General features: G+C 65.2%; 7 protein-coding genes. 4 read left to right on the top strand and 3 right to left on the bottom strand.

Annotated elements, in window-relative coordinates; translation table 11 throughout:
- Window positions 1–586: 586 nt before the first annotated feature.
- Window positions 587–1,258: a type 1 glutamine amidotransferase domain-containing protein gene (locus tag GGD67_RS15635; RefSeq protein ID WP_179734097.1), complete on the bottom strand. Its 672-nt coding sequence runs from the start codon at window positions 1,256–1,258 to the stop codon at window positions 587–589.
- Between the two features lie 480 nt (window positions 1,259–1,738).
- Here GGD67_RS15635 and GGD67_RS15630 point away from each other — a divergent pair, with 480 nt between their 5' ends.
- From GGD67_RS15630 to GGD67_RS15620, 3 genes are all read left to right on the top strand, one after another.
- Window positions 1,739–3,415: a thiamine pyrophosphate-requiring protein gene (locus GGD67_RS15630; protein ID WP_312009982.1), complete on the top strand. Its 1,677-nt coding sequence runs from the start codon at window positions 1,739–1,741 to the stop codon at window positions 3,413–3,415.
- A gap of 86 nt (window positions 3,416–3,501) precedes the next feature.
- Window positions 3,502–7,062 carry a GAF domain-containing protein gene (locus tag GGD67_RS15625; protein ID WP_179734093.1) on the top strand — a complete coding sequence of 1,187 codons (3,561 nt, stop codon included), beginning with the start codon at window positions 3,502–3,504 and terminating at the stop codon, window positions 7,060–7,062.
- A gap of 27 nt (window positions 7,063–7,089) precedes the next feature.
- A complete protein-coding gene (locus GGD67_RS15620; protein WP_179734091.1) occupies window positions 7,090–8,790 on the top strand; it encodes an alpha/beta-hydrolase family protein in 1,701 nt (566 codons plus the stop codon).
- A gap of 105 nt (window positions 8,791–8,895) precedes the next feature.
- Here GGD67_RS15620 and GGD67_RS15615 read toward each other — a convergent pair whose 3' ends face one another.
- Together GGD67_RS15615 and GGD67_RS15610 are read right to left on the bottom strand one after the other, a co-directional pair.
- On the bottom strand, window positions 8,896–10,479 hold the full coding sequence (locus tag GGD67_RS15615; protein WP_026201554.1) for an MDR family MFS transporter: 1,584 nt from the start codon (window positions 10,477–10,479) through the stop codon (window positions 8,896–8,898).
- A gap of 163 nt (window positions 10,480–10,642) precedes the next feature.
- Complete coding sequence (locus GGD67_RS15610; protein WP_018315810.1) at window positions 10,643–11,158, bottom strand: YcgN family cysteine cluster protein; 516 nt, start codon at window positions 11,156–11,158, stop codon at window positions 10,643–10,645.
- A 293-nt stretch (window positions 11,159–11,451) separates the two neighbouring features.
- Here GGD67_RS15610 and GGD67_RS15605 point away from each other — a divergent pair, with 293 nt between their 5' ends.
- Complete coding sequence (locus GGD67_RS15605; RefSeq protein ID WP_018315809.1) at window positions 11,452–13,740, top strand: transglycosylase domain-containing protein; 2,289 nt, start codon at window positions 11,452–11,454, stop codon at window positions 13,738–13,740.
- The last annotated feature ends 8 nt before the right edge of the window (window positions 13,741–13,748 follow it).

The following is a 13,748-nucleotide window of genomic DNA, read 5'->3' as shown; positions in this document are numbered from 1 at the left end:
TCTTGCCTGTCGGGCCATGCAGCCGAATACCGCCCGGATGGCGCAGCGCGCTGTCCGGGCCATGACGCTTTGACGGCAAGGCTGGTCCTGATACTCTGTCCGCGTCGTGGTTCGGCGGGCCATGCCATCGATCGTTGAACCTGAGCTGCCGAAAGGATGCGGATGAGACGCGTGACGCTCCTGGCTCTCGGCCTCATGTTTGTCGTCGCATGGCCGCACCAGAACGCGAGAAGCCAGACTTCGGTCGCCCCGCCGGTTTCGCTTGCTGCGCCCGATGCGTCGCCGCGTCCGGGTGCCACCAAGCCGGCACGCGTGACGACAAACAGGGCTCCGCCGGCGGCGTCCGGCAGAGAGACTTCGACACCCACGATAGGCCGGCCTCAAGCGATACCGAATCCGGCCGTCGACTACGACGGCTTCAGCATCGGCACCGTCGATGACAATGACGCCCCGCACCAGGCGACGCCGCCAATGAGGTCACGCGCCGCAAAGAACACCGGGTCCCATGCGGATGCGGATGGCCCCGATCAGGAAGATGGGGCGTTAAAGCGAAAGCTGATGATCTGCCAGGGCTGCAGATAGGACGTCACCGATCCTTAAGGGCGGACAGCAACTCTTTTCCCAACGGTCCGGCCGAAGCGGGGTTCTGCCCCGTGATGAGCCGGCCATCGACGACGACGTGAGGTTGCCAATTGGCGGCCGACGAGTACTCGGCGCCCTCGGCCCTCAACGCGTCCTCGAGCTCGTAAGGCACATCATCGCGGGCGTAGTCGTATTCTTCCTTCCTCGAGAAGGACGTGAGCTTCTTGCCGCGCACGAACGGGATGCCATCACCGAGGTTGACGCCGAGCAGCGCGCACGGCCCGTGACAAACAGCGGCGACGAGCTTGCCGGTGGTCCAGGCGCGCACGACGGCACTCTGGACCGTTGCATTGCGCTGGATGTCCACCATGGGCCCAAGACCGCCGGGCACCAGGATGGCGTCGTAGTCGGCAGCGTCCACCTCGGACAGTCTGCGACTGTGATTCAGGCGACGAAAGGCCTTGCTCGCGAGAAAATCTCTCTGGGCGGGATCTTTCTCGTCATACGCATCGTAGGGCGTCCATCCCCCGGCCGGGGATGCGAACTCGACCGCGACCCCGGCCTTGTCAAGCACTTCGAAAGGATGGGCGATTTCGGCGAAAAAGAATCCGGTCTTGCGGCTATGCGGACCGATCACGGCTGCGTTGGTGACGATGAAGAGGACATGCTGGGTCACGTTTTCTTCCTTTCGATGACGCCGTGTGGGGTCGCGCTGGTGCGACGCGGGGAACGCATCAGTTCGGACAGGGCTGCCCGGCTATCTCGGGAACAACGTCGACGCTGCGGTTGATCCCGTTCACCCTGAGCTCGATCATGTCGATATGCCCCTTCGCAATGTCGACGCCAGCGTGCTTCGAGCATCCGTGACTGTCAAACCGAATCCCCTTTGCATCGGTGCGCGGTTTCAAATTCGCACGGCAACGATTACAGATGCCAATTCGGAAGCAAGCCGGATGCGGTGAGTTCCCTATTGCGACAGCAGCGCAGCGCATGAGTACGTCTCGTCGCGACATTCTGATCAATGGTGAGACGGCGCGGCGAATCTCAACGTCACGATGGCGCCCCGTCCTGCGCGCGCGTTCTGCATGGCTGACCTCCCCGCCGGTGTGATCCACCGCGCTTTACGCCTCCTGAATTTCCTGATCCTCTCCCCGTAATCGCCGGATCAACCGGTCAAGCCTCAAGGGAGAGAGACGCCATGAAGCTCGGCACCGCCATTGCGGAAATCATGAGGCGCGAGGGAATCGAGATCCTCTGCGGCTATCCGGTCAACCATCTGATCGAGCATGCGGCCAAGGCCGAGATCCGTCCGGTGATGGTGCGGCAGGAGCGCGTCGGCATCCACATGGCGGATGCGATCTCGCGCGTGACCTCGGGGCACAGCATCGGCGCGTTCTGCATGCAGCATGGGCCCGGTGCGGAGAATGCGATGGGCGGCGTCGCACAGTGCTTTGGCGAATCCGTGCCCGTGCTGGTGCTGCCGATGGGTTATCAGCGCAGGCTTGCGCATGTCGAGCCGAACTTCAATTCCAGCGAGGCGATGAAGCCGTTCGCGAAATCGTCGGAGCCGATCATTCTGGCCGCCGAGGTCGCCAACATCTTCCGCCGCGCCTTCACCAAGCTGAAGAACGGCCGCGGCGGTCCCGTGATCGTCGAAATCCCCTCGGACATGTGGAACGAGGAGGTGCCGGAGCCGCTCGACTACACGCCGGTGCTGCGCACCCGCTACGGCGCCGACCCCGTGCATGTGAAGGAGGCGGCAGCCCTGCTCGTCAACGCCAAGCGTGCGGTGATCTATGCCGGCCAGGGCGTGCATTACGCGCGGGCCTGGCCGCAGTTGCAGCGGCTCGCGGAGCGGCTGGCGATCCCCGTCACCACCAGCTTAGGCGGCAAATCCTCGTTTCCGGAAACGCATCCGCTCTCGCTCGGCTCCGGCGGACTTGCGGTGCCGCGCGCGGTGCCAAAATTCCTCGCCGAGGCCGACATCATCTTCGGCATCGGCTGCTCCTTCACGGAAACGAACTTCGGCATCGCGATGCCGAAGGGCAAGACCATCATCCATTCCACGCTCGATCCCAACCATCTCAACAAGGATGTAGAGGCGAAGATCGGCCTGGTCGGCGACGCCGGGCTCGTGCTCGACGCGCTGCTGGAGGAGATCGGCAAGACCGTCACTGCCGATCGCGATGCGTCAGCGGTCGCGGCCGAGATCGCGGCCTCGCACAAGGAGTGGCTGGCGAAATGGATGCCGAAGCTCACCAGCAACGACGCGCCGCTCAGCCCGTATCGCGTGCTGTGGGATCTCCAGCACACCGTCGACATCGAGAACACCATCATCACGCATGATGCCGGCAGTCCGCGCGACCAGCTCTCGCCGTTCTGGAAATCGGTAAAACCCCTCACCTATCTCGGCTGGGGAAAGACGACGCAGCTCGGCTACGGCCTCGGCCTGGCGATGGGGGCGAAACTGGCAAAGCCCGACAAGCTCTGCATCAACGTCTGGGGCGATGCGGCGATCGGCTTCACCGGCATGGATTTCGAGACCGCGGTGCGCGAGCGCATCCCGATCATGTCGATCCTGCTCAACAATTTCTCCATGGCGATCGAATTGAAGGTGATGCCGGTCTCGACCGAAAAATATCGCTCGACCGACATTTCCGGCGACTACGCCGCAATGGCGCGCGCCTTCGGCGGCTATGGCGAGCGGGTGACGAGGCCGGAGGACATCATCCCCGCGATCAAACGCGGCATCGAGAAGACGAAGGAAGGCATCCCGGTGCTGCTGGAGTTCATCACCAGCAAGGAGACGGAGGTGTCGCGGCCGGGCACGTGAGGCAAGCCAGACGCTGGCTCCGGCCGCAGGGAATGTGATAATCCGCCTCGGTGCCGCGCCTGTCGCGGCATCAAGCCGGATTGCAAATGACCAACCTTTCCCATGACATCGCCGATGAGCTCGCAGCCGAGAATGCGCAGCTGCGCAACGCGCTGGCAACTGCGCGGGATCGCCAAAGCGCCAGCGCGGAGATCCTGCGCACCATCGCGGCCTCGCCCTCCGATGCCCGGCCGGTGTTCGAGGCGATCGCGTCGAGTTCCAAGCGCCTGCTCGACGGCTTCTCCGCCACCGTGCTTCAATTCATCGGCGACGAGCTGCATCTCGTGGCGTTCACGCCGACCAGTCCGGAAGCGGACGAAGGGCTCAAGGCGTCGTTCCCGCGCAAGATCACGGAGTTTCCGACCTTTGCGCTGGTACGCGGCGGCGAGACGATCCAGTTTCCCGACAGCGAAGCCGCCGACGTGCCGCAGCTGAACCGCGATCTGGCGCGGCTGCGCGGCTTCCGCAGCGTGCTGTTCATGCCGCTGATGAACCGGGGCACGCCGGTCGGCATGATCAGCGTCACCCGCGCCGAGCCTGGCGCGTTCGCGCCCGACCTCGTGCAGTTGCTCCAGACCCTGGCCGACCAGGCCGTTATCGCGATCGAGAATGCACGGTTGTTCAACGCAACGCGCGAGGCACTGGAGCGCCAGACCGCCACGGCGGACATTTTGAAGGTGATGGCGGCCTCGCCGTCGGACGAGCAGCCGGTGTTCGAGGCCATTGCGGCCAACGCCAACCGGCTGATCGGCGGCTTCTCCACGGCGGTGCTGCGCTATGTCGACGGCGCTGCGCACCTTGCCGCGTTCACGCCGACCGATCCGGCCGGCGATCACGTGCTGCAGGCCTCGTTCCCGGTGCCGTTCGCGCAGTTCCCGCCCTACCAGCTCGTGGCCAAGGGTGCGGCGGCGCAACTGCCCGACACCGAGCTCGAGCCGGCCGCCCGCGACATCGCCCGCGCCCGCGGCTATCGCAGCATGCTGTTCGCGCCGCTGATGAGCGAGGGCGAAGCGATCGGCATCATCATCGCGACGCGCCGTGCGACCGGCGCCTTCACTGAGCATCATGTGCGGCTGCTGCAGACCTTCGCCGACCAGGCTGTGATCGCCATCAAGAATGTCAGCCTGTTCAATGCGACGCGGGAGGCGCTGGAGCGTCAGACCGCGACCGCCGACATCCTCAAGGTGATCGCGGCTTCGCCTGCCGACGTCACGCCGGTGTTCCAGGCCATCTCCGACAGCGCCAAGACGCTGATCGGCGGACATTCGTCCACCGTCACCCGCGTGGTCGACGACAAGCTGCATCTGGCCGCCTTCACCACGGATAATGCAGCCGGCAATGCCGATCTGCTCACCTCGTTCCCCGCACCGCTGTCGTCGCCAGGCATTCACAGCCGGGTGGCTCGAAGCGGAGAATATGCCTTCCGCAGCGACATGCAGAACGAGCCTGATCTCACCGACGCCATGAAGGAGCTGGCGCGGACGCGGGGCTATCGCAGCATCCTCGCGGTGCCGATGCTGCGCGACGGCGTCGCAATCGGCACCATCGCCGTGACGCGGCCGCAAGCCGGCCATTTCCCGGACAAGGCCATCAACCTGCTCAAGACCTTTGCCGACCAGGCCGTGATCGCGATCGAGAACACGCGCCTGTTCAACGAGGTGCAGGCGCGGACGCACGAACTCGCAGAGTCACTGGAGCAGCAGACTGCAACATCGGAGGTGCTCAGCGTCATCAGCCGATCGGCCGGGGATCTCGCGCCGGTATTCGAGGCGATGCTCAGCAAGGCAATGCAGCTCTGCGGCGCCAGCTTCGGCGTGCTCAATACCTACGACGGCACGCAGTTCCGCACAGCCGCCACTTACGGACTGCCCCCCGCTTACGATGAATACCGGCGCAAGGCGCCCCTCAACTATGGTCCAGCCACCGCGCCCGCGCGGCTTTTGAAGGGCGAACCGTTCGTCGAAATTGTCGACCTGCTGGAGTCAGACGTCTATCGCAGCGGCGAGCCGAATGGTCGGGCGCTGGTCGATCTCGGCGGCGCCCGCTGCATGCTCGCGGTGCCGTTGCTTCAGGATGAGCGCGTGGTCGGCAACGTCATGATCTTCAGGCAGGAGAGCCGACCGTTCTCGGAGAAGCAGATCACCCTGCTGAACCAGTTCGCGGCGCAAGCCGTGATCGCCATCGAGAACGCGCGGCTGCTCAGTGAATTGCGTCAGCGCACCGAGAATTTGACCGAGTCGCTGCAACAACAGACGGCGACTGCCGACGTGCTCAAGGTTATCAGCCGCTCGGCGTTCGACTTGCAAGCCGTGCTCGATACGCTGGTCGAATCGGCGGCGCGACTATGCGAAGCCGATATGGCGGCGATTACCCGCAAATCCGGCAGCTCCTATTTCCGGGCGGGCTCCTACGGCTTTCCAGCCAAATTCGTCGAATATGTAAGAGACCTTCCGGTCCGGCCGGATAGGCGCACCATCACGGGCAGGACTCTGCTCGGCGACAAGGTTGTTCATGTCACCGATGTGCTCGAGGACCCCGATTACTCCTTTGAAGGCCAGGAATTGAGCGGCAATCCGCGTAGCTTCCTGGGTGTGCCCCTACTGCGCGAAGGCAGCACCGTTGGCGCTATTGTTCTCGCACGTCGCGCGATCCGGCCGTTTAGCGAAAAGCAAATCGAACTCGTTACCAGTTTCGCCGACCAAGCCGTCATCGCGATCGAGAATGTGCGCCTCTTCGACGAAGTGCAGGACCGCACCCGGGAGCTTGCGAAGTCGCTCGACGATTTGCGCGCGGCGCAGGATCGCCTGATCCAGACCGAGAAGCTCGCTTCCCTCGGCCAGCTCACCGCCGGCATCGCGCATGAGATCAAGAACCCGCTCAACTTCGTCAACAATTTTGCCTCGCTGTCCGCCGAATTGACCGACGAGCTGAACGAGGTGCTCGCGCCCGTGACGCTCGCGGACGATATCCGCGGCGAAGTCGACGAGCTCACCGGGCTTCTCAAGGACAATCTCGGGAAAATCGTCCAGCACGGACGGCGCGCCGACTCCATCGTCAAGAACATGCTGCTTCATTCGCGCGAGGGCGGCGGCGAGCATCGGTTGAGCGACGTCAACGCCGTGGTCGAGGAGAGCCTCAACCTCGCCTATCACGGCGCACGGGCCGAGAAGCCGCAGTTCGACGTGACGCTCAAACGCGAGCTCGATCCGGCGGCAGGCTCGGCCGACGTGTTCCCGCAGGAGATCACGAGGGTGCTGCTGAACCTGATCGGAAACGGATTCCATGCGGTCGCCAAGCGCAAGGCGGAGACCGAGGCGGCCGGTTACGAGCCGGTCGTGACCGCCGCGACCCGCGACCGAGGCGATCACGTCGAGATCCGCATCCGCGACAACGGCACCGGCATCCCGGACGAGGTGAAGGAGAAGATGTTCAATCCGTTCTTCACCACCAAGCCGGCCGGCGAAGGCACCGGCCTCGGGCTGTCGATGAGCCACGACATCGTGGTGAAGCAGCATGGCGGCACGATCGACGTCGCGACCGCGCCCGGCGAGTTCACCGAATTCACGATCGTGCTGCCGCGCAAGAGCAGCTTTTCAGATAAGCCCTGAGGACAAGTTCGCCCGGGAGGCGTTTTGATGAATCTGGCGCGGTTCATTCGGCGGCAACTCCTCTCGCTATCCGGCGTCGGCCTCATGCTTGGCGCGCTGTTCTTCGCGGCTGCACTGACGCCGACGCTGATCCCCAGGAGCTATCTCACCCAAGGCGTCCTGGCCGGCGGCTGCTTTGCGATCGGCTATTTCGCCGGCGTGCTGTGGCGGCGGCTGTGGCACTATCTCGAACTGCCCGAGCCCTCGGCGCGCGCCAGATCGATTGCGAATGCGCTGGCGGCAGCCGCCTGCCTGCTCGTCGTGATCGTCTTTCTGTGGCGAGCAGCCGAATGGCAGAACTCGATCCGCGCCGTGATGAAGATGGCGCCGGTCGAGACCGCGCATCCGCTCAAGGTCTGCATCATCGCCCTGATAACCTTCGTCGTGCTGCTGGTGCTGGGGCGGCTGTTCACGCTCCTCGCCCGCTTCCTCGCCGAGCATACGAGGCGCGTCATTCCGCGGAAGCTCGCCAACGTCATCGGCGTGCTCGCCGCAGGCCTGCTGTTCTGGTCGATCGCCAGCAATGTCCTGATCCGCACGGCGTTCAACGCGCTCGACTCCTCCTTCCGCGAACTCGACGTCCTGCTCGAGCCCGAGCGGCCGCAGCCGACTGATCCCGGTCGGACCGGAAGCCCGGCATCACTGGTGAAGTGGCAAGAGCTCGGGCGCATGGGGCGCCGCTTCATTGCCTCGGGTCCGACCGCAACCGAGATCAGCGCCGTCAGCGGAAGGCCGGCGCAGGACCCGATCCGGGTCTATGTGGGCCTCGCCGGCGGCGCCACCGCGCAGGCGCGCGCCAGGCTTGCGCTCGAGGAGCTCAAGCGCCAGCACGGTTTTGATCGCAAGATCCTGATCGTCGTCACGCCGACCGGCACCGGCTGGATCGACCCTGCTGCGATGGACACCGTCGAATATCTCCACCATGGCGACGTCGCCAGCGTCGCGATGCAGTACTCCTATCTCAACAGCCCGATGTCGCTGTTGTTTCAGCCCGAATACGGCGCGGAGACGGCGCGCGCGCTGTTCGCGGAGATCTACGGCTACTGGACGACGCTGCCGAAGGACGGGCGGCCGAAGCTGTATCTGCACGGGCTCAGCCTCGGCGCCATGAACTCGGAGAAATCCGCGGAGCTGTTCGAGATGATCGGCGATCCCATCGCCGGCGCGCTATGGAGCGGGGCGCCGTTCGAGAGCCGCTTCTGGCGCTCGATCACGGCGAACCGCAATCCGGGATCGCCGGCGTGGCTGCCGGAATTCCGCGACAACCGCTTCGTGCGCTTCATGAACCAGAACGGACCGACGGTCCCGGCAGACGCGCCGTGGGGTCCGATGCGCGTCGTCTACCTGCAATATGCCAGCGACGCGATCACATTCTTCGCTTATCGCGATGCCTACCGGGCCCCGGCCTGGATGAGCGCGCCGCGCGGGCCGGACGTGTCACCGGAGCTGCGATGGTATCCGATCGTGACGATGCTCCAGCTCGCCCTCGACATGGCGGTTGCGACCAACACGCCGATGGGCTTTGGCCATGTCTATGCGCCCGAGCATTATGTCGATGCCTGGATCGCAGTGACCGATGTCCATGACTGGTCTGCCGGCGCGCTGGCGCAGCTCAAAGAGCAGCTCGCGGCGAACGCGCGGAAGACAGGCGCAGGCAATGCCGACGACGATCCCGATCGCGGCGGCTAGAGCATGATCCGGAAAAGTGCGCAGCGGTTTTCCGAAGAGATCATGCTTAAACAACAACCTAAAGCGCGATGACGATTCATCCTCATCGCATCGCGCTTTAGGCGCCTACTCCGCCATCTCCACCGGCGGCGCCGTGGCGGGACCGGCCAGCGGCCGCTCCTCCATCGCGATCAGGCACAGCGCGGCGATGGTCATCAACGCCGTGGCGGCGCCGAACACGTAGCGGAAGGCGTGGCGCATGTCGTCAGCGGGGATAGCGACGGCGCCTGCGGCGTGGTGCTCGCCGGCGAGCGGCACGTCGATGCCGAGCGCGATCAGCAGGATCGCGGCGAACGCGGCGACCGTGAACGAGGACATCAGCGAGCGGAAGAAGTTCATCGCGCCGGTGATGGTGCCGACCTGCGGGCGCGCGACCGAGTTCTGCAGCGAGACGACGCACACCGGGAAGGTGGTGCCGAGCCCGAGCGCGAACGCCGCCATCAGCGTCAGCAAGCCCCACAGCGGCAAAGTGGTGAGCGTGAGGCCGAGGCCGCACAGCGCGGCCCAGGAGGTGCCGATGATCGCGACGCGCTTGTAGTGCTTGGCACGGGCCATGGTGCGGCCGGCGACGGCCGCGCCGACGGTCGAGACCGCCGCGAGCGGAATCAGCGCGAGACCCGCCTCGCTTGCGCTCAAATGGTAGACCGACTCGTAATACAGCGGCAGCTGCACGGTGAGGCCGGTGATCGCCCCGAGTCCGCAGCCGCCGGCGGTCAGCGCGAACGGCGCGACCGATCCGGTCAGCAGCTTCAGCGGCAGGAACGGCTCGTCGGCCCGCCGGGCGTGCCACACGAAGCTGACCGCGAGCGCGACGGCGCCTCCCACCATCGCCAGCACGGTCGGCGACAGCCAGGGGTAGCGCGAACCGCCCCAGGTCAGCACCAGCATGAAGACGACGGCGGAGGCCATCAGCAGCACGCCGCCGAGCCAGTCGACCTTGCGCTTGCGGTGGAACACCGGGATCTTCTTCATCTTCGGCAGCAGCATCACGATCGCCGCAGCCGCGAGCGGCAGGTTGATCCAGAAGATCATCGACCAGTGCAGATGCTCGGCGAACACGCCGCCGATGACCGGGCCCAAAATGCCGCCGACCATCCAGACGCTGGAGAAATAGGCCTGGTACTGGCCGCGCTCGCGCGGGGAGACGACGTCCGAGATCACGGTCTGCACGACCGGCATGATGCCGCCGCCGCCAAGCCCCTGAAGGCCGCGCGCCAGGATCAGCATCGGCATGTTCGGCGCGACTGCGCACAGCACCGAGCCCGCCACGAACAGGCTGAGCGAGATGATGATCATGACGCGGCGGCCGTAGATGTCGCTGAGCGTGCCGAACACCGGCGCGACTGCGGTCGAGGCGAGCAGATAGGCGGTGATGACCCAGGAGAGATTGGAGACGTCCTGGAACTGGCGCCCGATGGTCGGCAGCGCGGTCGCCACGATGGTCTGGTCGAGGGCCGCCAGGAACATCGTCAGCATCAGGCTGATGACGATGGTGCGGACCTCGTCCTGCGACAGCGGCACCGGCGGCGCGATGGAGGGCGCATCATCGACGCTGATGACTTCGCTCGGAAGCCGGGACAGCTCCTCGGCGATATCGTCAGGCAAAGTCTGGATGTCGGCAGAACTGCTCTGCCGGTCGAACTTGTTCATCTCGCTCGGACGTCGTGGGGCGGCGCAACGCCGCAAAGGATTCGTTCTATGCAGCCCAATGTAGACAGCAAAGTTTGTCCCAGGCAGACGCCGCGGCGCATGGGTGCATCCCGCCCCCGGGCCATCCCGAAGACGTGATCACCGCGCAAGACCTGACGACGGTTCAGTCCTTCGGACGTCGCTTCAGGCGGGCCCGTTTCGGCAGCAGGGCCGGCCATTGCACGATGTGGTCCTCGAGCTCCTCGTCCGGGATCTCGTCCTCGCTGCCTTCGACCCGGCCGCGCACGGAGACGCCGGCGTCATGCACGGTGTTGGGATCACCGGAGACCAGCGGATGCCACCAATAGAGATCGCGCCCTTCGGCGACGAGCTTGTAGCCGCAGCTCGGCGGCAGCCAGTTCAGGGTGCGGACATTGGCCGGGGTCAGGCGGACGCAGTCAGGAACCTTGTCGGAGCGATTCGGATAGTCCTTGCAGGCACAGCTCATCCCATCGAGCAGCTTGCAGCCGATATGGGTGAAATAGATCTGCCCGGTGTCCTCGTCCTCGAGCTTGTTCAGGCAACAGCGCCCGCAACCGTCGCACAGGCTCTCCCATTCGCCCGCCGACATCTCTTCCAACGTCTTGGTTTTCCAGAAGAATCCCTCCTGGCCTGAAGGTCGTTTGGGAACTGCGGTCATGCGCCTCAACAAAGGTTCGAAAGAGCTACGGCTCAAGCCATCTAGGGCGTGCGGCCGGGGTGGTGCAAGCAAGGCGCCTTTGAGGCCCGTAATGACCCGGGGTCAATTAGGCCTGTTGTTCAAAATCGCGAGCCTGACCATTGGTTTATGGGCCCCGCTCGGCTAGAAGGAACAGCAAGTCCTCGGATGCTGGCCGGGCGCCTTGGGTTTGCCGCAACATTCCCCCAAGACGTCTCGATGCCGCCCCCGGCCGGGTGCTTGAACGCTTTCGAACCAAGCCTCAAGGGTTCTAGGTGCGCCAGATCATACCACCGCATTGGAAGCAGAAGGTCCGGAATTTCTTCCTGGACCTCGATGCGCGCATCGACTCCTCGCTGTTCTCCTCGGCCAAGGGCATCCGCGAGCTCTACGAGCGCTACTCGACCTTCATGGACCGCTTCTATGTCGGACGCTGGAAGCGCTGGGTGTTCATCGAGCCGCTGTCGGAGGCCGCCACCCTCGGCCTCGGCGGCCTGGTCGTGATGCTCACCCTCGCCATCCCCGCCTTCCGCGAGACCGCGGACGAGGACTGGCTGAAGAAATCCGATCTCGCCGTGAGCTTCCTCGACCGCTACGGCAACCCGATCGGCAGCCGCGGCATCAAGCACAACGACTCGATCCCGCTGGAAGATTTTCCGGACGTGCTGATCAAGGCGACGCTGGCGACCGAGGACCGCCGCTTCTACGAGCATTTCGGCATCGACATCGCCGGCACCGCGCGCGCGCTCGTCACCAACGCGCAAGCCGGCGGCGTTCGCCAGGGCGGCTCCTCGATCACCCAGCAGCTCGCCAAGAATCTGTTCCTCAGCAACGAGCGCACCATCGAGCGCAAGGTCAACGAGGCCTTCCTCGCGGTCTGGCTGGAATGGCGCCTGACCAAGAACGAGATCCTCAAGCTCTATCTCGATCGCGCCTATATGGGCGGCGGCACCTTCGGCGTCGACGGCGCGGCGCATTTCTACTTCAACAAATCCGCGCGCGACGTGACCTTGGCGGAAGCCGCGATGCTCGCCGGCCTGTTCAAGGCCCCGACGAAATACGCACCGCACATCAACCTGCCCGCCGCCCGCGCCCGCGCCAACGTCGTGCTCGACAACCTCGTCGATGCCGGCTTCATGACCGAGGGCCAGGTGTTCGGCGCCCGCCGCAACCCGGCCTTCGCGGTCGACCGCCGCGACGAGGCTTCGCCGAACTACTATCTCGACTACGCCTTCGACGAGATGCGCAAGCTGGTCGACACTTTCCCGAAGTCCTACACCGAGCGCGTCTTCGTGGTGCGCCTCGCGATCGACACCAACGTGCAGAAGGCCGCGGAAGACGCGGTCGAGAACCAGCTGCGCCAGTTCGGCCGCGATTATCACGCGACGCAGGCCGCGACCGTGGTGTCCGATCTCGACGGCGGCATCCGCGCCATGGTCGGCGGCCGCGACTACGGCGCCAGTCAGTTCAACCGCGCCACCGACGCCTATCGCCAGCCGGGCTCCTCGTTCAAGCCCTACGTCTACACCACCGCGCTGCTGAACGGTTTTACGCCGAACTCGATCGTGGTCGACGGCCCGGTCTGCATCGGCAATTGGTGCCCGCAGAACTATGGCCATTCCTATTCCGGCTCGGTGACCCTGACGCAGGCGATCACGCGCTCGATCAACGTGGTGCCGGTGAAGCTGTCGATCGCGATCGGCCAGAAGGAGCAGCCGAAGGCACCCAACCCGGCCAAGATCGGCCGCGCCAAGATCGTCGAAGTCGCGCGCCGCTTCGGCCTCAAGGCGCCGCTGCCCGACACGCCGTCGCTGCCGATCGGCTCGGACGAAGTCACCGTGCTCGAGCACGCCGTCGCCTACGCGACCTTCCCCAACCGTGGCAAGGCGGTGACGCCGCATTCGGTGCTCGAAGTGCGCACCGGTGCCGGCGACCTCGTCTGGCGCTGGGACCGCGACGGCCCGAAGCCGCGGCAGGCGATCCCCGCCTCCGTCGCCGCCGACATGGCCGGCATGATGAGCCACGTCGTCAGCGAAGGCACCGCGCGCCGCGCCGCGCTCGACGGCATTCCGACCGCGGGCAAGACCGGCACGACCAATGCGTATCGCGACGCCTGGTTCGTCGGCTACACCGGCAATTTCACTTGCGCGGTCTGGTACGGCAACGACGACTACTCGCCGACCAACCGCATGACCGGCGGCTCGCTGCCGGCGCAGACCTGGCACGACATCATGCTCGCGGCGCATCAGGGCGTCGAGGTCCGGGAGATCCCCGGCATCGGCATGGGCCAGAAGCTGCCGCCGCAGCATGTGAGCAACGCGCAGGCCAATGCGGCGCCGAAGGTGCTGGAGACCAAGCCGGGTCCTCCGCCGGTGCTGACCAAGCGCGGCGCCGATATTTTGGTGCGCGTCGAGAAGCTGCTGGATGACGCCGCCAAGACGGCAAAGAAATCGGCGGATGCCGACACCAAGGCGGCCAGGCCGCCCTCGGCGACGAGCGCGCTCGCCTTCCCGCAGAACTATGCGGAAGAGAATGCCAACGCCTCCGCCCCGCGCAAGAACTGATCGAAACA

It is taken from the genome of Bradyrhizobium sp. IAR9 (assembly GCF_013408065.1).
In the GTDB taxonomy this organism is placed as follows: Bacteria; Pseudomonadota; Alphaproteobacteria; order Rhizobiales; family Xanthobacteraceae; genus Bradyrhizobium.
This window is presented reverse-complemented; position numbering and strand designations above follow the sequence as displayed.